The 20,380-nt window shown below is 44.3% G+C and carries 18 protein-coding genes; 3 read left to right on the plus strand and 15 right to left on the minus strand.

Annotated elements, in window-relative coordinates; genetic code table 11:
- Positions 1–151: 151 nt before the first annotated feature.
- Positions 152–364 (plus strand): SlyX family protein, encoded by a 213-nt coding sequence (locus MAR181_RS13470; protein WP_013797146.1) that lies wholly within the window; start codon positions 152–154, stop codon positions 362–364.
- Between the two features lie 15 nt (positions 365–379).
- On the opposite strand, the gene MAR181_RS13475 is transcribed toward MAR181_RS13470, so the two are convergent.
- The 9 genes from MAR181_RS13475 to cysM all read right to left on the minus strand — a co-directional run bounded on the left by MAR181_RS13475 (position 380) and on the right by cysM (position 11,667).
- A complete protein-coding gene (locus MAR181_RS13475; RefSeq protein ID WP_013797147.1) occupies positions 380–1,168 on the minus strand; it encodes a class I SAM-dependent methyltransferase in 789 nt (262 codons plus the stop codon).
- Positions 1,169–1,202: 34 nt separating this feature from the next.
- Entirely contained in the window at positions 1,203–2,003 is an 801-nt protein-coding gene (locus tag MAR181_RS13480; protein ID WP_013797148.1) for an undecaprenyl-diphosphate phosphatase, read from the minus strand.
- 1 nt (position 2,004) lies between these two features.
- Entirely contained in the window at positions 2,005–2,712 is a 708-nt protein-coding gene (gene tsaB / locus MAR181_RS13485; RefSeq protein WP_013797149.1) for a tRNA (adenosine(37)-N6)-threonylcarbamoyltransferase complex dimerization subunit type 1 TsaB, read from the minus strand.
- 7 nt (positions 2,713–2,719) lie between these two features.
- The gene (gene adk / locus MAR181_RS13490; RefSeq protein ID WP_013797150.1) at positions 2,720–3,376 is read right to left on the minus strand and encodes an adenylate kinase; all 657 of its coding nucleotides are present in this window, start codon (positions 3,374–3,376) and stop codon (positions 2,720–2,722) included.
- Between the two features lie 229 nt (positions 3,377–3,605).
- A complete protein-coding gene (gene ppc / locus MAR181_RS13495) occupies positions 3,606–6,236 on the minus strand; it encodes a phosphoenolpyruvate carboxylase (RefSeq protein ID WP_013797151.1) in 2,631 nt (876 codons plus the stop codon).
- Between the two features lie 66 nt (positions 6,237–6,302).
- Positions 6,303–7,109 carry a nucleoside triphosphate pyrophosphohydrolase gene (mazG, locus tag MAR181_RS13500; protein WP_013797152.1) on the minus strand — a complete coding sequence of 269 codons (807 nt, stop codon included), beginning with the start codon at positions 7,107–7,109 and terminating at the stop codon, positions 6,303–6,305.
- A complete protein-coding gene (gene relA, locus MAR181_RS13505; protein WP_013797153.1) occupies positions 7,106–9,361 on the minus strand; it encodes a GTP diphosphokinase in 2,256 nt (751 codons plus the stop codon). The genes mazG and relA overlap by 4 nt, the downstream gene beginning before the upstream one ends.
- Positions 9,362–9,377: 16 nt before the next feature.
- On the minus strand, positions 9,378–10,694 hold the full coding sequence (gene rlmD, locus MAR181_RS13510) for a 23S rRNA (uracil(1939)-C(5))-methyltransferase RlmD (RefSeq protein WP_013797154.1): 1,317 nt from the start codon (positions 10,692–10,694) through the stop codon (positions 9,378–9,380).
- Positions 10,695–10,776: 82 nt separating this feature from the next.
- Positions 10,777–11,667: a cysteine synthase CysM gene (cysM, locus tag MAR181_RS13515; protein ID WP_013797155.1), complete on the minus strand. Its 891-nt coding sequence runs from the start codon at positions 11,665–11,667 to the stop codon at positions 10,777–10,779.
- Between the two features lie 137 nt (positions 11,668–11,804).
- On the opposite strand from cysM, the gene MAR181_RS13520 reads away from it, so the two are divergent.
- Both MAR181_RS13520 and MAR181_RS13525 read left to right on the plus strand, forming a co-directional pair.
- Positions 11,805–12,026 carry a hypothetical protein gene (locus MAR181_RS13520; RefSeq protein WP_013797156.1) on the plus strand — a complete coding sequence of 74 codons (222 nt, stop codon included), beginning with the start codon at positions 11,805–11,807 and terminating at the stop codon, positions 12,024–12,026.
- Between the two features lie 20 nt (positions 12,027–12,046).
- Entirely contained in the window at positions 12,047–14,830 is a 2,784-nt protein-coding gene (locus MAR181_RS13525; protein WP_013797157.1) for a response regulator, read from the plus strand.
- On the opposite strand, the gene acpS is transcribed toward MAR181_RS13525, so the two are convergent.
- From acpS to lepA, 6 genes are read right to left on the minus strand one after another with little or no spacing between them, the layout of a single operon-like run.
- Entirely contained in the window at positions 14,811–15,194 is a 384-nt protein-coding gene (gene acpS, locus MAR181_RS13530; RefSeq protein ID WP_013797158.1) for a holo-ACP synthase, read from the minus strand. The two genes, MAR181_RS13525 and acpS, sit on opposite strands and share 20 nt — an antisense overlap.
- 28 nt (positions 15,195–15,222) lie before the next feature.
- Positions 15,223–15,960: a DNA repair protein RecO gene (recO, locus tag MAR181_RS13535; protein ID WP_013797159.1), complete on the minus strand. Its 738-nt coding sequence runs from the start codon at positions 15,958–15,960 to the stop codon at positions 15,223–15,225.
- A gap of 5 nt (positions 15,961–15,965) precedes the next feature.
- Positions 15,966–16,868 carry a GTPase Era gene (gene era, locus MAR181_RS13540; protein ID WP_013797160.1) on the minus strand — a complete coding sequence of 301 codons (903 nt, stop codon included), beginning with the start codon at positions 16,866–16,868 and terminating at the stop codon, positions 15,966–15,968.
- A complete protein-coding gene (gene rnc / locus MAR181_RS13545; RefSeq protein ID WP_013797161.1) occupies positions 16,861–17,544 on the minus strand; it encodes a ribonuclease III in 684 nt (227 codons plus the stop codon). The genes era and rnc overlap by 8 nt, the downstream gene beginning before the upstream one ends.
- An 18-nt stretch (positions 17,545–17,562) precedes the next feature.
- Positions 17,563–18,387, minus strand: coding sequence for a signal peptidase I (lepB, locus tag MAR181_RS13550; RefSeq protein WP_013797162.1), 825 nt, complete (start codon positions 18,385–18,387; stop codon positions 17,563–17,565).
- Positions 18,388–18,433: 46 nt separating this feature from the next.
- The gene (gene lepA / locus MAR181_RS13555; protein ID WP_013797163.1) at positions 18,434–20,239 is read right to left on the minus strand and encodes a translation elongation factor 4; all 1,806 of its coding nucleotides are present in this window, start codon (positions 20,237–20,239) and stop codon (positions 18,434–18,436) included.
- Positions 20,240–20,380: the final 141 nt, after the last annotated feature.

A 20,380-nucleotide genomic window follows, 5' to 3' on the forward strand; every position in this document is an offset into this window, starting at 1 on the left:
GATGAGAGTAAAATACCAACATCCTATCAATAGGCAATTTTCACGCCATTCTTACTTTATAAATGACCGCGACATAAGTCATGCAATTTTTTAGAGAATGACTGTAAAAATATGAGCTTAGCTTAATAAGACTAACACACAGAAGGCCCCTATGAATACCTCACAACTCAATCTACGTATCGATGAATTAGAGATTAAAGCACAGTTTCAAGAAGAGACAATTGATAGTTTAAACCAGGCGCTGATTCAGCAACAAAAAGACATGTTAATATTGAAAGAACAGTTAGGTTTGTTTGCAAAACAATTGGAAACTTATCGACAACAACAATCCATTAATGACAATGAAACACCGCCACATTATTAATGGCTAGTTCTCGTATTAGGGAAGGTCAAGTGATTTCAAAACATACACATCGAAGCGACCAGATTTACCATCTAATTGATAAGTCGGTTCTTCACCATTAAGGTAAGGTGCGCCTTTTGGTCGCTTCACAACCACTCGATACTTGGCCCGTTGCTTCGCTTCGGCTAACAACCGATCGGCATCGTCGTCTTTGCCAATCAAGTCGCGAAAAAATGCCATCTCTTTCTTAGCCGCAGCGGAAGATTTCTCGGTATGAGGATACATAGGGTCAAGGTAGACCACATCGAACACCGCGGCCTCATCCATCTCTGTAATATCACCGACTTGCAATGTCATCTTAGCAGTAATTTCAGCCACCTCAGCATGTATCGACGCGCGATATAAGCCATCTTCCAACATCTGACGCACAAAGCCTACACGTTCGCACAAGCTAACCTCACACCCCAAACAGGCCAGCACAAAAGCATCACGCCCCAAGCCAGCCGTCGCGTCTAAGACCGATAATTGATTGCGTTTATTTAACCCCACAGCCTTAGCTATGTCCTGACCTTTACCGCCACCAAAACGTCGTCTGTGATCGGCCGCCCCAGAAGTAAAATCAACGAAGACAGGTTTAGGCGCCCCCTTGCCCGTTTTGGCAATCGCCACCCCTTGAGCACTTTTTAGTAAAAGATAATCGTATTCGGTAGCGAATTTGAGCTCTTTTTTCAGAAAAACATAAGGTAGACGCAATTGTTGTGACAAGGCTTTCACCTCGCTGATGAATGAAGACTCATTTGTCGCAACAGCAATAGAACTTGGCATAAACGCTCCCCAATGAAGCACAATCCCAACAGAGTTAGGCGTAAACCATCAATAAAAGAATCACACCCAACACAAGGCGATAAATAAAGAATGGGAAGAAACCTATGGTATTTAACCATTTTAAAAACAGGTAAATACATAAATATGCACTGATGGCAGATAAAATCACACCCATGATAAGACTAGACCAATCCACAACAATAGCCGAAGACATTAGTTCAATCAGCTTTAAACTACCGGCTGCGGTAATAAGAGGGATGGAAAGTAAAAATGAAAAGCGTGCTGAGGTTTCACGATTAAATCCCAAGCTGCGAGCCGCAGTCATGGTAATACCAGATCGAGACGTTCCTGGAATCAAGGCCAAAGCCTGAGCCAAACCTATCGCAAGCACACTGTTTAAAGCAAAATCTCTCTGAGTTTTATTTGAGTGTCCAAAACGATCAGCAAGCCACAGTAATACACCGAAACCGATTGTGGTATAAGCAATCACTTCGATAGACCGCAAGTGCGTGCTGATAAAGTCATCAAACACCAACCCAGCAATACAGGCAGGAATCGTTGCAAGCACAATCCACCAGGCCAACTGACTATCATTACTGCAACCTTTACCAGAAACAGAACCTACCCAAGCGCAAATAATCTTCCATAAATCACTTCGGAAGTACCAGATTATGGCCATTAAAGTACCAACGTGCACAGCCACATCAAAGGCCAATCCTTGATCGGGCCAATCCAATAATTGCGCTGGGAGAATAAGATGAGCTGAGCTGGAGATAGGCAAAAATTCTGTTAAACCCTGAATTAAGGCCAGAAATACAATGTGGTACCACAACATCTTAACGCTTTCCTATACGAGGAGCCTGCTTTTCCCAGGTAATTTCATCTCTTAAATAAGTCGGAATCGCGTCATACGCGGAAACCACTTCCCCTTTCGCCAATTTGATGGCGGCCAATTCAGCAATACAAGCCGCTCGTGGCGCTAAATCGTCAAGTACATGAGACGGCGCTTCAGGCAACAAAGACACTAATCTTTCCTCATAGCACCAACCAGAACCCACACCGCTAAAGGCTTGCTTGAATTTAGGTAATTCATCCGGTTTTGATACAGCTTCAGGTAGCAAACACTCAACTTGATAACCTTGAGCATTTTTATCGACTCGATAGCCCGCCATGTAAATTTCACCCATGCGAGCATCCAATGCAGCCAACCAATAAGCTTGACTGGTTTTTTGGAACCCTTCTAGTGCCAAGGCTTCTAATGTCGACACTGGTACAACTGGCAAATCCGCACCAAAAGCAAGCCCTTGAACCACACCCGCACTAATACGGAGCCCAGTAAAGGAACCTGGACCACGTCCAAAGGCAATGGCATCCAAATCGGATAAAGTAAGTTCAGCTTGTTGCAGAAGCTGATCTACCATAGGTAAGATCAGATCATTGTGCAGACGCGGCGCCATGCGAAAATCTTCCAACACAACACCATCAATATTCAACGCCACAGAGCATGCTGGCGTTGACGTATCTAATGCTAAAATGGTGGTCATTGAAACATTAAGCCTGTAACGCAGTTAATAGGTTTTGCTTAATCACATTCAGATCACCAACACCGTTCACCTTGACGAACTTAGGCGCATTCACCGAATCGGCTTTTAACCAATCTTGATAGTAACCAATCAGTGGTGCCGTTTGATCATGGTACACCCCTAAACGCTTACGAACGGTTTCTTCTGTGTCGTCAGCACGTTGAATAAGCTCTTCGCCAGTCACATCGTCTTTGCCCGCTACTTTTGGTGGATTGTAAACAAGATGATAACTACGACCAGACGCTTCATGTACTCGACGTCCACTCATGCGCTGTACAATTTCTTCATCAGCCACATCAATTTCAACAACATAATCAATTTTGACGCCCGCATCTTTCAATGCATCCGCTTGTGGAATGGTACGCGGGAAACCATCAAACAAAGCACCATTAGCACAATCATCTTGTGTTAGACGCTCTTTTACTAGACCAATAATAATGTCATCAGAAACCAGCTGACCTGCATCCATGACGGCTTTTGCTTTTAAACCAAGTTCGCTTCCTGCTTTTACAGCAGCACGTAACATATCACCTGTCGAGATTTGAGGAATACCAAACTCTTCGGTAATAAACTGAGCCTGAGTCCCTTTACCTGCACCTGGCGCACCTAATAGAATTACTCGCATAATAAAGTCTCCAAAAGACAGCGTTAACTAAATTGCATGATTGGCTGACACAATAAGACTAAAACGCGCCCATTTGGTCACGATAAAAAGTGTACAGACAAACTATTTGCATATTAAAAAATTGAATGGCCGCCAAGCATACCCAAGCCGCCCTTCCTTTTGCAAATTTACCTGCCTTTTTTTGTCATTTTCTTACCCATAGTGAGTATTTTTTAATCTTTTAGGTAGATTAGCCTGTATTTTGCATACCGCTGGCAATGCCTGCCATGGTAATCATCAAGGCTTTATTCACTTCTGCATTTTCTTCATCACGACGACTGCGAAACAAAAGCTCAGCCTGCAAATAATGCAATGGGTCAATATAAGGATTCCGCACATCAATCGACTGACGTATGGTTTTATTGTCTTCGATCAAACGCTCTTGCTGTTTCAGTTTCTTCACCAAATCACTGACTTGACTAAGCTTGCCTCGTAACAATCTACCTAAGCCTTGAAGCTCTTCAGGCACCAGACGCTTTTCATAGTATTCTGCAATCTCAGGTTCAGCTTTGGCTAAGACCATATCCAGCATGTCTAGATAAGCACCAAAAAAAGGCCATTTTTCGTGCATCTCACGAAGCTTGTCCAAATTACCAGACTCTATGCCTTGCTCAATCGCGCTTTCAGCCCCTAGCCAAGCAGGTAACATCAGGCGAATTTGCATCCAGGCAAAAATCCATGGAATTGCCCGTAAACTTTCTACGCCACCATCCAAACGACGTCGAGCAGGTCTTGAACCGAGAGGCAATTTCGCCAACTCCTGTTCCGGCGTCGTCGCGCGAAAATAAGGTACGAAGTCTTCATGACCACGAACAATTGAGCGATATTGATTCATGCCAACTTCAGCCATTTCATCCATAATGGCACGCCATTCTTCTTTTGGCGGCTCAGCGGGTATCAAAGTAGCCTCCATGACCGCAGAACAATAAAGCTCTAACGAGCGCACTGCGATGTCAGGAATACCAAATTTAAAACGAATCATTTCACCTTGTTCTGTGACTCGAATCGCGCCATTCACCGAGCCAGGTGGCTGCGATAAAATCGCCACATGAGCTGGGCCGCCGCCACGTCCCACAGTACCACCGCGGCCATGGAATAAGGTTAGATGAATGCCATGCTTCTGACACAGTCGCGTCAGGGCTTCCTGAGCACGATATTGTCCCCAAGTAGCCGCAATTTGACCAGCATCCTTAGCAGAGTCGGAATAACCGATCATAACTTCTTGACGACCGTTTATGTAGGATTTGTACCAAGGCATGGAAAGCAGCTGCTCAATAATGGGTTCCGCATTATCCAAATCCGCCAAGGTTTCAAATAAGGGCACGATTCGCATGGGGAAGCTCACCCCAGACTCTTTCAGCATCAAAGCAACCGCCAACACATCAGAAGGTGCACTGGCCATTGAAATCACGTAGGAACCAAACGAACTTTGATCTCCTTGCGCTATCATAGCAAAGGTATCTAACACCTCTTTCACTTCGTCTGTGGGTGACCAATCCAGCGGTAACAAAGGGCGCTTAGAATTCAATTCCGCCAATAAGAACGCCTGACGAGACGCCTCATCCCATTCAGCATAATCCCCAAGCCCATAAAATCGAGTAATGGCTGATAAAGTGTCAATGTGTCGCGCCGAATCTTGACGAACATCCAAACGCACCAATGTCATACCAAACGTGGCGGCACAACGAATCAAGTCAAGCAACGAGCCATTGGCGATCACCTTCATTCCGCTGTCTAAAAGAGACTGGTAACACAACACCAAATCACTAATTAACTCTTCGCTATTGAGAAACACACCCTCATCTGACACTGGGTTACCATCCAAACACGCCTTAGCCCAGTTTTTAGTTTTATGCATTTTCATTTCAAGATGGCGCAACACTTCACGATAAGGCTGAGCACTGTCGCCAACTCGAGCTCGTAAAGCGTCATTGCATTGCGTCATGGAAAACTCTGAACGCAGAACATTTAAGTCTTTTATATAAAGATCGGCTGCCATCCAGCGGGCTAACAAGGCTACTTCTTTGGTGACCTTATGAGTCACATTCGGGTTACCATCCCGATCACCGCCCATCCAAGTTGCAAAGCGAATAGGCGCCAAGTCCAACGGTAAATGCTCCTGTTGAGAATGCTCACTAAACTGCTCGTCCAGTTGGCGAAAAAAGCGTGGAACAGCTTGCCACAAAGACTGCTCAATGACCGCAAATCCCCATTTAGCCTCATCCACTGGCGTCGGACGCTCTTCACGAATCTCATCCGTGTGCCAAGCTTGGGTAATGATTTCTTTTAGGCGACGAATGTGTTTGGTTTCTTCCAGTGGCAGGATATTGTCTTTATCAAGCGCTTCCAATTCGCTGGAAATATTATCATATTTACGAATTAATGAACGTCGCACCACTTCAGTAGGGTGAGCCGTTAACACAAGCTCGATAGACTGTCCCTGTAACGCTTCGATCATTTGCTCTGAGGTGTAATTTTGCTTTGCTAAACGCTCGAGTAAATCCCCTACTGGGTTATGGTAAACACCCAGACTTTCATTGGTTCGACGTCGATGAACTCGATGGTATTGCTCCGCAATGTTAGATAGGTTTAGGAACTGGTTAAACGCTCGAGCGACGGGGACTATTTCTTTATCATCTAACGCTTCTAGAGCATCAATGAGTGCGGCTGAATCCCCAGATTGTCGACCATCTTTAGAGAGCAGGCGAATGTTTTCGACTTTTTCAAGAAAGCCCTCTCCCAAGTGATTACTCATGCTCTCGCCGAGACAATCTCCCAGCAACCTAACATTTTCACGTAACGACGCCTGACGATCACTCACCTCAACCTCCTAAAAAAGTACCACAAACACATATTGAGTCGCGTTATTATTCTTTCCATTACAAGGCTATAAACCTTCGCTTTTAGCTTGCTCCCAGTAACGGTCTAATTCTTCCAAAGAACAATTCGTTAATTTTCTATTCTGTGCTACTAACAACGTCTCGATTCTAGCGAAGCGACGTCGAAACTTAATATTGGTTTTGTTTAATGCCATATCAGGTGAAACATCTAAATGACGCGCTAAGTTGGTCATGGCAAACAATACATCCCCCATTTCTTCGGCAATATGTTCTTGCTCACCGGCCTTTATGGCCTCTTCCAGCTCATCCAATTCTTCTCGAATTTTGGCAAACACTGGCATCACATCAGGCCAATCAAATCCAAATTTAGAGGCTTTTTGTTGCAATTTAACGGCTTGCATCATGCTCGGCATGGAACTTGGCACGTCATCCAATACACTCTGCTTGGGTTTTGACGCCTTTTCTTGCGCTTTAATCGCTTGCCATTGGACTGAGATTTCGGCCTCTGACAAAGTATTTGGCTCACCAAAGCGGCTAAGCTCACCTTGAGGAAAAATATGCGGATGACGACGCAACATTTTAGCCACTATGCCATTCACTACGTCATCAAAATTGAATTTGTCATCTTCAAGCGCTATTTGAGAGTAAAAGATGACTTGGAACAGCAAATCCCCCAGTTCATCCTTTAAATCGTCGTAGTCCGATCTCTCGATAGCATCAATGACTTCATAGGCTTCTTCCAAAGTATAGGGTGCGATGGTCTGATACGTTTGTTGCTTATCCCAAGCACAACCAAACTCTTTATCACGCAAACAAGTCATTAAATGTTGTAAGCGCTGGATTGCTTCACTCAAAAGTCTTTCTCTCTATACACGTTTAATACATTTGGCAACTGATTGATTCGGTGTAATAACTTACTCAATACAGTCAATTCCCCTACTTCAATAGTAAAACGGATATTGGCCGTATGATTCTCTTTTGCCGATAGCGTATTCATCGACAATAGGTTGACTTTTTCATTGGCAAGCAACCCAGTAATATCATTTAGCAAGCCAGTTCGATCATAAGCTTCTACTTGAATGTTCACTGGGTATTGGTTGTCTAAACGCTCCCCCCAGCTCACATCAATAATACGTTCTGGCTCGTCCATACCCAACTGCACTATGTTAATGCAATCCTGACGATGTACCGAGACGCCACGACCATGGGTAATGTAACCGGCAATATCGTCACCCGGAATGGGCGTACAACACTTGGCCATCTGAGTTAAGAGTTTCCCCACACCCAGAATATGAATGTCATTATCAGAGGATTTATGGCGACTTTTCTTTAAACGAATTGGACGTGTCGTACTCGACGACGCTTCACCGTCCGGACTTAGGAACTCATCAACCACTCTTAGAACTCGAGCCAGTTGAATGTCCCCAGCCCCTAATGACACATAAACTTCATCCGCATTGGAGAAATTAAACCGTGCCGCCACCGTTTGTAAGTCAATTCGGTTATCATCCACCCCCAAACGCTTAAGTTGTTTATCCAATAAAGCCTTACCAGCCTCAAGGTTTTTGTCTCGATCTTCCTTACGAAACCAATTTTGAATTTTGGCGCGGGCACGGTTGGTTTGCACATAACCTAAGCTTGGGTGCAACCAATCTCGACTTGGTCCACCTTCTTTTGTGGTGAGGATTTCAACCTTGTCACCGGTTTTTAGATGCGTCACCAAAGAAATGATCTTGCCATTTACTTTAGCACCACGACATCTGTGACCAATCTCAGTATGCACTCGATAAGCAAAGTCCACTGGGGTCGCATTTACCGGTAAATCCACCACGTGACCATCCGGTGTAAATATATAAATTCGATCTTGTTCAATGTCACTGCGAACTTGTTCAGATAAGGATTCTAAATCCCCTTGCACTTCGTGAAAATCCAGAATGGTTCTAAGCCACTGCAGCTTTTCTTCGTAACTGGTGCTGTTCGAACTTAGGTCGGTACCCTTGTATTTCCAATGGGCACAAACCCCAAGCTCAGCATCTTCATGCATTTTGTGGGTACGGATTTGTATTTCTAAGGCACGACCTTGGGGCCCAACCACAGCAGTATGGAGAGATTGGTAGCCGTTTGATTTAGGGTTACTGATGTAGTCGTCAAACTCTTGTGGGATGGGGCGCCATAAATTATGGACCACACCGAGAACGCCATAACATTCCATTGGCTCGTCAACTAAGATACGCACAGCACGCACATCGTAAACTTCATCAAAACCAATGTTTTTGCGCTTCATTTTGCGCCAAATACTGTAAATATGCTTCGCTCGTCCCATCAAATCCGCATGAATATTAATGCCTTTTAGACGTTGATCGAGCAATCCAATCACATCATCTATGTACTGCTGACGATCAAGACGTTTTTCATCTAGCCATTTGGCGATGCGTTTGTATTCGGTTGGGTATAGGTATCGAAACGAAAGATCTTCGAGTTCCCATTTAATGTGACCAATCCCCAAACGGTGCGCCAAGGGTGCATAGACACTTTGAACTTCCAAAGCGACTGCAACTCGACGATCTTCTCCTTGATACTTTGCTTCCTTGATCGCACAAGCTCTCTCTGCGAGTTTAATCAGCACCACTCTCACATCATCGATAATCGAGACCAGCATCTTGCGAAGTGATTCCAGCTGGTTTTCATTGCTGCCTAATACTTCGACAGCGGTGTCTGCGGTTAAATTCTTCGACACCTCTCCCATGCGAATCACCCCTTCAATGAGAGATGCGACTTTACGACCAAACATATCCACCACTCGGCTGATTGGCAGTTGGTCTTCTCGAACCGCTCGATACAAGGCGGCAGCAACAAGGGAGTCTTGATCGGCTCGAAAACCAGATAAAATCTCAACCATCTCCAAACCAGCACGGAAGGTACTAGCTTGCGGGCCCCAATAGGAAGGCCGGGCACATTGCAACTCAGCCTGTCGCGCCAACTCACAAGCCATCCTTAGAGGTACTCGAGCACTATCATCAATTAGATCAGAAAAATTAGACATCCAAGCATCAATATCGACACTACCATCCTCTAGTACAGGATGATCTTTTCTTACTGTTACCATTTATCTGTCCTTCAATTCACTTTTGCTTTTGCAATAGCATCATGGTTTCCACATGTGATGTTTGTGGGAACATATCCATTAAACCCGCCCGCACTACCTTATAACCATTTAACACTAAATACTCAGCATCTCTTGCCAAAGTAGACGCGTTGCAAGAAACATACAAGATTTGCTGTGGCGCGATATGAATAATAGTATCTAAAAACTCAAACGCTCCGGCTCGCGGTGGATCAAGCAATATCTTATTAATGTTTTCAGCTGAAAATTGCCCTGCAACTGGTTGTGTTAAATCCGCTGCCACAAAACTCAAATTCTTTAATCCATTCAAACTGGCATTATGTCGGCCTGCTTGAACCATTGATTCCTGTAACTCCACGCCAATTACACTGCCAGCAAGTTGCGCCAATGGCAAAGAAAAATTTCCTACCCCACAGAACAAATCCAACACCGTATCGTCTTTCTGTGGTGCCAACCAAGCCATGGCTTGAGCCACCATTTTTTGATTCATAAACTCATTTATTTGAATAAAGTCTTGAGGATGATATTTCAAACGCAAATTGCTCACATCATAATAGCGCATTTGCTCATCTGTAAGGTCGGCTCTGCTCGCTTTTGGTGCCTGCCAATATAATTCGACATCTTGTTGTTGTGCCCAGTCTAGGTAAGCCTGTTGTTGCACCGGCGTAATATTAGATACGAGACGCAGAACGACAGACAGACCTTTGGTGTCTTCTAACAGTTCAATGTGCCCCAATGACGACAAAATAGGATGCTGCTTCAAACAAACTTTAAGGGAAACGAACAGAGTTTGTAGGGACGGCGTTAAGACGTGACATTGCTCAACGTCAACAACGCGATTAGAGGCTTTACTGCGAAAACCAAGCACCAAGGCGTTTTTTTTATGATCAATCGCGATACGAGCTCGACGACGATAACCTGACCCCACATCAAATAAACATTCAATTTGCTCTTTCGACAGCAGATTTCTTAACTGTCCTGCCAACCAATCCGCTTTAGCAAGGCGTTGCGCCGACTCTTCTAGATGCTGAAAACTGCAGCCACCACAATCACCAAAATGTTGGCAAGCTGGTGACACACGATCAACACTGGTTTCGATAACGGCATTCAGAACAGCTTCGTCAAAACGACGACCAGGTTTATTCACCTGTGCGGTGACCGTTTCCCCAGGCAAAGCACCTTCAATAAAGGTGACTTTACCATTAAGGCGAGCCACACCTTTCGCCTCATGGGTTAACCCTTCAACTAAATAGGTTTGCATTGGCCCTAAAGGGGCTTTTTTCGCTGGACGGCGGGTTGCTGTTCGTCTTCTCAAGATACCTTCTCGATTCGCAGTAAAATGGATATTCAACCTGCATTCTAACGCATCTCAGGAGAGATCAACATGACAACTTTTGTTAATCAAACACACCTGTGGACAAATATCGATCGCCACGATCGCATACAATCGCTACGATCACAGCACCGTTTAACTGCTCAGATAACGCCATTGCCATTGCCACAGAACCACCAGATGATACACCACAAAAAACCCCTTCCTCTTTAGCGAGGCGACGCATGGTTTGTTCGGCATCTTGCTGGGACACGTCCATCACAGTATCAACACGCGTGTCATCGAAAATAGACGGCAGATACTCTTTTGGCCAACGTCGTATTCCTGGAATACTGGCACCATCTTGTGGCTGCAACCCAATAATCTGAATCTTGTCATTTTGCTCTTTCAAATACTGCGAGACCCCCATTATGGTCCCCGTGGTCCCCATGGAACTCACAAAATGCGTCACAGTACCTTGCGTTTGCTGCCAGATTTCAGGACCCGTTGAAAGATAATGAGCATTAGGGTTATCTTGATTAGCGAACTGATTAAGCACCTTGCCAATCCCTTGATCCTGCATCTCTTGAGCTAAATCTCTTGCTCTTTCCATGCCCTCTTGTTTGCTGACCAGATGCAGAACAGCCCCGTATGCAGCCATCGCCGACTTACGCTCTTGGCTCATATTATCTGGCATAATTAAGTGCATTTTATAGCCCTTAATCGCGGCAGCCATAGCCAATGCAATCCCAGTGTTACCACTGGTCGCTTCGATCAAACTGTCACCCGGTTTGATCTCACCACGACGCTCAGCCTGCAAAATCATATTTAATGCTGGTCGATCTTTTACCGAACCAGCGGGATTTTGCCCTTCCAGTTTTAACAGTATGGTATTGTTAGAATTTGGGTTGATTCTTTGTAGACGCACCAGAGGCGTTTGCCCAATCAAAGACTCGATACTTGGATACTCGATCATATAAAAACTTCATTGACATTAATTACGGACAGAATGACACTTAACTCATTGGGCCTATTTAAGACCACTTGCCACCAAGAGTACAATAAGAAAGCGTTATAAACTTAGTCTCAACCACTCAATGTTAAGGCGTGCACATGGGCTACAAACGTATTTTATTAGTTTTTACACTTGTTACACTACTCATTGCCTGTGAGCAAAATGAGAGTATCGCCACCGATTTAAACAATTTAGAACTGAGAACCCAATGGCGTCAGTGCCTTTATGATTCAGTCACTAAAAGCGATGAAAAAGCCTGTCAACAGTACCAAGAAGAATGCGAAAAACGCCAAGGCAGCAACAATTTTGCCTGTTATTAGTCAATGCTAAATAGGACCCCATGATTAACATTCGTTTACCAAAACTTCAGCTAAACCACGACAACAAACTGTTTTGGTCTTTATTTTCGCCTGTTTTTGGTATCTCCATCATCACCTGCACGTTTTTAATCCTTAGTCGCTTCAACGATCTTGACGATAATCTTTATCAGCGCACTCAACACATAACAGAACAAGTTGCTACCACCAGCGAATACGCCATCGTGTTTTCTGATCAAAATATGATGTATCGAATCCTGCAAAACGCCCTCAGCAACCAATACATCAGTAGCGTCCAACTGTTTAACAGCGAGCAAAAAATCATCGCCGAGCTAGGCTCCGAATTTATCACCCAAATAACCGGCTTCCCAACCGCCAGCGAGATACAGAAATTCCCAGATCATGTCGTTTCCATTAGTGCTGTTCATTACAACAATAATGCATTGGACGGAGCCTTTAACCCACAGGCCGACTTATTTACTCCAATGAGCCAACAAAACCTCATTGGTTGGGTCAAAATCCAAGCTGATACCGCCGTAGTGCAAATCCAAAAATACCAATATGCCAGCTTAGTCCTATTGATTTTCTTTGCGTTTAATTTATGCAGTGGGCTCATTTTCTTACGCATTACCAAACAATTAATCCAACCCGTTAAAAACATCGAAAACACCTTAAGTAAACTGGCCAAAGAACAATTCTCCGTAGCAAAATTGATGCGACTTCCAGTGGAATATCATACCTTACAAAAAGATTTGCTATTCCTAACGGAGCGGCTTGAACATAACAAACAAGAAATGACCGCCGGCATAGAGCAAGCGACGGAAGACCTTCGTCGTAGCATGGACAGCATGGAGGAAAAAAGCGCGCAATTACACATCGCAAACCGAGAAGCAACGGAATCCAATCGCCTGAAATCTCAGTTTCTCGCGAATATCAGCCATGAAGTCAGAACCCCATTAAATGCCATTTTAGGCTATACCAAAACTCTTCAGAAAGGCATTAAAGACCCGCAGCATAAGCTCTATATAGATACCATTGAGCAATCAACAAATAGCTTGCTCGCCATCATTGGCGATATTTTAGATTTCTCGAAAATAGAAGCCGGAAAATTAAGCTTAGAAAGCAATCACTTTAATCTTCGGGCCTTAATCGATGATGTTTATCAAACGCTGAGCATTAATCTGTTAACCAAAGAAAAGCAGATTGATCTGGTCACAGAGTTCGATGCTCAACTGCCGGAATGGATCATTGGTGACAGTACTCGCGTCCGTCAGATACTCACCAACCTGATAGGCAATGCCATTAAATTCACCCATCAAGGTTCGGTCAAAACCAAAGTATCTTGCCAAACCCAGTCTGATAACAAGTTGACCCTGCTATTCCAAATCATCGACACTGGTATTGGTATTCCGGAACATAAAATTGATCGCCTCTTTAAGCCATTTTCACAAGTAGACACCAGCACAACACGACAGTTTGGCGGCACTGGTTTAGGCCTAGTCATCAGTAAAAAACTGGTTGAACAAATGCAGGGAAAAATCGAAGTCAGTAGTGATCCAAGCATAGGTTCTACGTTTCGCTTCTCCCTGTGTCTACAAGCCTCAGGCAACCTGATGAATCAAAAAGACTCATTAGACAGACACATCATCTTACTGGAACCAAACAGTACCTATCGAGCACATCTGACCAGCTATTTACACAGCATAGGCGTTAAAACCACCCGTTGTAGCGACATTGAACAATTGATTTCCGCGCTCAAGGAAAAGGCCGACACCATTGACGGTATTGTGCTGAGTTTAGGGCCAGAAGAAACCAGTGTAGAGGAAACAAAAGAGCTGATTAATTACGCCAACCAGCACTTTTCTATCCCCTGTATTGTGATGATTCAGCCCCCCAGAAACATCACCCAAAATCCAGAGCTTAAAGCCCTTGCTAGCGAAATACTGCTTAAACCCGTCAGCCATGATCGTCTCTATAAAGCACTACAGCAGATCGACCAAAGGGTTATCCAGGTCGACGAAGACAGCGACAGCACCCCAATTGAGTCAGACCAGCCCCGTCAAGGTCTTAAAATTTTGGCAGTTGACGATGCGCCGATCAACTTACAACTGTTAAGTCATTGGCTCCAACCACACGGTATCGAAGTCGCTCTAGCCTACAGCGGCCAACAAGCCTTAGCATTAGCATCGGAGCAATCATTTGACCTCATTTTCATGGACATTCAAATGCCTGAAATGGATGGCATGGAAACCACTCAACAATTACGACAATTAAAGTCTTACCAGAACACCCCTATTATTGCTCTGACAGCACACGCCCTTGGTTCAGAACAGCAACAAATTCTCGCCAGTGGCATGAATGCCTATTTAACCAAACCCATTGCTGAAGAAGTGTTGTTTCACACCATAGATGAGTGGTGCTCTAACACCAAGACCTTCCAGCAACAAGTTGATGCCACATTGGTGAATATTTTCGACATGCAAAAAGCCTTAGACATAGTCGATGGTAAAACAGAAATCGCTCGAGAAATGTTTACCATGCTGGCCGATTCGTTGAACAATGAGAAAAAATTGATTCAGCATCACTTAGAAAACCAAGACACAGAAAAACTCATTGAAGTAGTTCATAGAATCCACGGAGCCTCTAAATACACAGGCACCTTTAATATTGCCCGCCATGCAGGTTTTTTGGAAACGCACTTAAAAGAACTGGGTATGGAAGACGTTGAAGGGGTGGCGGAAGATTTCATTCACGCTATTGATGATCTGTTAAATCATAGAGATCTTATTACTTGGCCTCAAGAATAACAAAGGCCTGCGCATAAGCGCGCTCATCTGTTAAGCTTAAGTGCCAAACCACTGGTTGCTCAAAGCGCTCAGAAATACTGTTATCCACTTCTAAACAAGGCTGACCTGACGGCAGATTAATCACGTTAAAGTGTTGAAAACTAACACCAGACCCAATACCAGTTCCCAAGGCCTTCACCGCCGCTTCTTTTGCAGCAAAGCGTTTGGCCACATAAGCATTAGCCTGATCTGGATGTGAAATAGCCTGCCAACGTAACTTTTCCTGCGCGGTAAGAATACGATCAATAAAACGATCCCCCAAACGTGCAACTGAGTTAGACACACGTTCGATTTCAACTAAATCTGTTCCAACGCCTAAAATCATAATCCTTTCCCTTACCGTTAAAATGCCTTTACAAAGCTCGAAATACTGGCACACCCAAATGCAGTTCACCTCTGAACGAGGTCGTTGGTAATAGCTCTCGAGACACCACAGGCTTACCATTCAATAAGCCATCCAACCAGTGTCGATGTAACACTTTTGCCAAGCTTAAAACCTGCTTATCACGCCATACACCAGCATGATATTGCATCGCCACCTGCCCTTCGACAAAGACGATTGGTGTTTGTTTTAATATCTCACCATGATATGGCCGCAAACCAAACTGACCATGAAACTGATACATTTGCGTCGCCTTCAGTGGTTCACCACGCCCGGTTACGCCCATACTAATGCTTGATCCTAAGTCGGCAAACAACCCCACTTCAAAACGCCTTAAGAGTGGGGCTACGGGCGCACCGGCGTACAGGCTCTCAATCAGCCATTGGTATAAAGCATACATATCTGGCAGGGGTAAATTGGTCGGTAAAAGCTTCTCGAGTAACTCATGAACATACAAGGCTGCATACAAATTTAGCCCATCCAACGGACTAGGAGCAGACAAAGACTCCAAGCTTTTGATCGTCTTCAAGTCACTGCGCCCGACATAGTCCATCTCGTAACACAAAAAAGGCCCAGGTAAGACCCGGGCCTCTTTTTTCGGTAATCGCCAAACACCGCGCATCAAACCTTGTTCTTGGGTCAATAGGTCAACCAACACCTTGTTGTCCTGAAAAGGACGAGTATGAATGACATACCCATTAGCGCGCATCCGACTTACTCTTCCTGATAACCCAGACTTGCCAAAGCACGTTCATCATCAGACCAACCTGAACGAACTTTAATCCACAAATTCAACATCACCTTATGTTGAAACAAGTCTTCCATATCAATGCGAGCTTCTTTACCAATGAGTTTAATTTTTTCGCCACGATCACCAATGATAATGCGCTTTTGACCATTACGCTCAACCAAGATCAACGCACTAATATGAATCGCAGATTCTTCGTAAACAAACTCTTCAATTTGTACCGCCACTTCATAAGGCACTTCTTGCCCTAACTGACGGGTAATTTTTTCTCGCACGATTTCAGCGGCTAAAAAACGCGAGCTGCGATTGGTAATTTGATCTTCTGGGTAATACTGCATTCCCTCTGGAATATAGCTTTCCACCAAACGTTCAAGACGATCTAAATTCTTATTTCGCAAAGCAGAAATCGGCACGATTTGAGCAAAATCCATGCGTTCAGATAAATTCGCCAAACGAGGCAATAACTCATCTTTTTGATCCAGCTGATCAACCTTGTTTACCACCAAGACCACAGGGCATGAGGCAAACTTTACCTTTTGCAAAACCGACTCATCTTCTTCAGTCCAACGATCAGCATCAACAACAAACAGCACCAAATCCACATCTTTCAAGGCCGCCGTGGCGGTACGATTCATAATGCGGTTAATGGCTTTGGTTTCACCCAAATGTAATCCAGGTGTATCCACATAAATGGCTTGGATATGACCTTCAGTTTTCACCCCTAGGATCTGGTCTCGCGTGGTTTGCGGCTTCCGAGAGGTAATCGAGAGCTTTTGCCCTAGAATATGGTTCAGCAGGGTTGATTTGCCCACATTTGGGCGGCCAACTATGGCGATATAACCACAATGGGTTACTTCAACATCAGACATTCACTTTTTCCAACTTTTCTAGGGCTTTAGCGGCGGCATTTTGTTCAGCGATACGACGACTGTTGCCACAACCTTCTATGGCTTCATTGCACAACTCAATGTGGCAATGCACATGAAACGTTTGATCATGAGGTTCGCCAACAATATCCACAACATCGTATTGAGGCAAAGCATGTTTTCTGGCTTGCAAATATTCTTGCAAACGTGTTTTAGCGTCTTTCGTCACCACTTTCAGAGAAGTCGCTTCTAAACGATCTTTGTACCAAGCTAAAATATGTTGACGACAAATGTCCATGCCAGCATCTAAATACATGGCACCGATAATGCCTTCGACGCTATCCGCTAAAATCGAATCACGACGAAAACCACCGCTTTTCAATTCACCAGCGCCGAGTTTTAAAAAATCTCCTAGCTGAAATTCACGCGCCAGTTCAGCCAACGTATCGCCTTTGACCAATGACGCACGTAAGCGACTTAATTCCCCTTCCTTGGCTTTTGGAAAACGATGAAACAAGTCTTCCGCTATCACATAATTGAGAATCGAATCACCCAAGAACTCAAGACGCTCATTATTTTTCCCGCCATAACTGCGGTGTGTCAGCGCCAGTTCAAGCAATCCAAGGTCGGCAAAAAAGTAACCTATGCGCCGACACAATTTCTGATACAGTGAACTCAAAATGTCTCCAATTATTATTTATTCAATCAAACCGTTATTTTTAAAACTTGGGATACTGAAAAAGTCATCCCAATGAAGCCATACATAAAATGCACGCCCCTTCATATTTGCTTCTGGAACAAAGCCCCAAAAGCGACTATCCGCACTGTTATCACGGTTATCACCCATGACAAAATAATGGCCTTCCGGCACGACCCAATCCCCCTCATGTGGGGTGTTACGATTACTATTATAAATATCGTGCTCTACTCCGCCTAAGTTTTCCTTAAATAGAGTAACAGGCTCCTCATTCGGATTAAGCGAAATAGGCAAAGCCGCCAAAAACGCTTTACTGACTTGTTGACCATTCACGGTCAACACCTTGTTGCGATAACGAATCTTATCACCCGGCAAGCCTACCAAACGCTTAATATAGTTTAGACTAGGATCCAAAGGGTATTTAAAGACAACGACATCACCACGTTTTGGTTCAGACGTCGGGATTAACGTCGTGTTCGTTACAGGCAAACGCAGTCCATAGTCAAACTTATTCACTAAAATAAAGTCGCCAATCTGCAACGTCGGTAACATAGAGCCTGATGGAATTTGAAATGGTTCGACAACAAATGAACGTAAACCAAATATCACGGCAATAATCACAAAGTAGGATTTAACTTCCAATACCAAGGTAGGGGTATCAGCCAAACGCTCCTTTGCTGCTTTACTCAGGGCCTTTTGTGCGGCTTGATCCATACCAGCTAAAAGGCGTTTTCGCTTTGGTGCAAACACGATACGGTCATACACCCAAAAAACACCTGTAATCAGAAAGGCAATTGCCAGTATCAACTCAAAATCAAAACCCATACAACATTACTCCACCGAGATGCTCACGCATCGATTTGGTTTTCTATTAGCTGTCCAGCTGTAAAACCGCAAGGAAAGCAGATTGCGGTACTTCCACATTACCTACCTGCTTCATGCGCTTCTTACCTTCTTTCTGCTTCTGTAGTAGTTTTTTCTTACGACTCACATCACCACCGTAACATTTTGCTGTTACATTTTTACGCATGGCTTTTACGGTAGTGCGTGATATTACTTTTGCACCTACTGCTCCCTGAATCGCCACGTCAAACATTTGACGAGGAATCAAATCTTTCATTTTTTCACACAAAGCACGCCCTTTAAATTGAACGTTATCCTTATGCATAATCAAAGCCAAGGCATCGACACGCTCACCATTGATCAGGATGTCTAAGCGACACAAAGCCGCTGCACTGAAATGAGAAAAGCTGTAATCCAAGGAAGCAAAACCACGACTGCAAGATTTCAATTTATCAAAGAAATCCATTACCACTTCGTTCATCGGCAATTCATAACGTAATTGCACCTGACGACCAACATATTGCATGTCTTTTTGAACGCCACGCTTTTCCACACAAAGGGTGATGACGTTTCCTAGAAATTCTTGTGGTACTAGAATATTCGCTTCCACAATGGGTTCGCGCATTTCTTTTACCGTACCTGGGTCTGGCATTTTAGAGGGGCTATCAACATACACCACTTCACCATTGTTCAACTCAATTTCGTACACTACTGTTGGCGCAGTCGTAATCAAGTCTAGGTCGTATTCACGCTCCAAACGCTCTTGAATGATTTCCATGTGCAGCATGCCTAAGAAACCACAACGGAAACCAAAACCCAACGCATCCGAACTTTCTGGCTCATAGAACAATGACGCATCATTCAATGTCAGTTTGCCTAAGGCAACACGAAAGTCTTCATAATCATCTGAGCTGACAGGAAATAAACCAGCGTAGACCTGTGGTTTCACTTTTTGGAAACCAGACAATTGTTCTACATCTGGGGTAGTGGCATGGGTGATGGTATCACCAACTGGCGCACCATGAATGTCTTTAATACCCGCCACAACATAGCCTACTTCACCGGCTTTCAAGACACCGGTCTCTTTACGTTTTGGCGTAAAAATACCGGCCATGTCCACTGGGTGTGCTTGTTTGGTGGATTTGATGAAAATCTTGTCTTTCTTGCGTAAGGTACCTTGTTTGATTCGAACCAGAGACACAACACCTAGGTAATTATCAAACCAAGAGTCAATAATAAGCGCCTGTAATGGTGCCTCAGTATCGCCTTCTGGCGCTGGTACAGTCGCTACCAAACGCTCCAATACGTCTTCAACGCCCATTCCTGTCTTCGCCGAACAGGTCACCGCGTCCATCGCATCAATTCCGATGATTTCTTCAATCTCAGCACTGACTCGCTCAGGTTCAGCTTGTGGCAAATCAATTTTGTTCAAGACCGGCATCACCTCAAGGCCTTGTTCAATCGCGGTATAGCAGTTAGCAACAGATTGTGCTTCTACACCTTGTGCCGCATCAACCACCAACAAAGCCCCTTCACAGGCTGCCAATGAACGAGACACTTCATATGAGAAGTCAACGTGTCCTGGAGTATCAATGAAATTTAACTGGTAGGTTTCACCGTCTTTAGCTTGGTAGTCCAACGTCACACTTTGTGCCTTGATGGTAATGCCACGCTCACGTTCAATGTCCATTGAATCAAGTACTTGAGCCGACATTTCACGTTCACTTAAACCTTCGCAGGCTTGGATAAAGCGGTCCGCCAAAGTAGATTTACCATGATCGATGTGGGCGATGATACTGAAATTGCGTATGTGCTTAAGATTGTTTGAAGACACTATTTTCTCACACTATAAAAGCGATATTAAAATGATCACAGGCTGACAGGGGCCACAAGATAGACAGCTATTTACAAGATATTCTCTTGCTAAGCACATTGGGCCAGGTTATCAACCTATTATCTGGTTAGAATTTGCCGA

Origin of the sequence: Marinomonas posidonica IVIA-Po-181 (genome assembly GCF_000214215.1) — a bacterium.
Taxonomy (GTDB): domain Bacteria; phylum Pseudomonadota; class Gammaproteobacteria; order Pseudomonadales; family Marinomonadaceae; genus Marinomonas; species Marinomonas posidonica.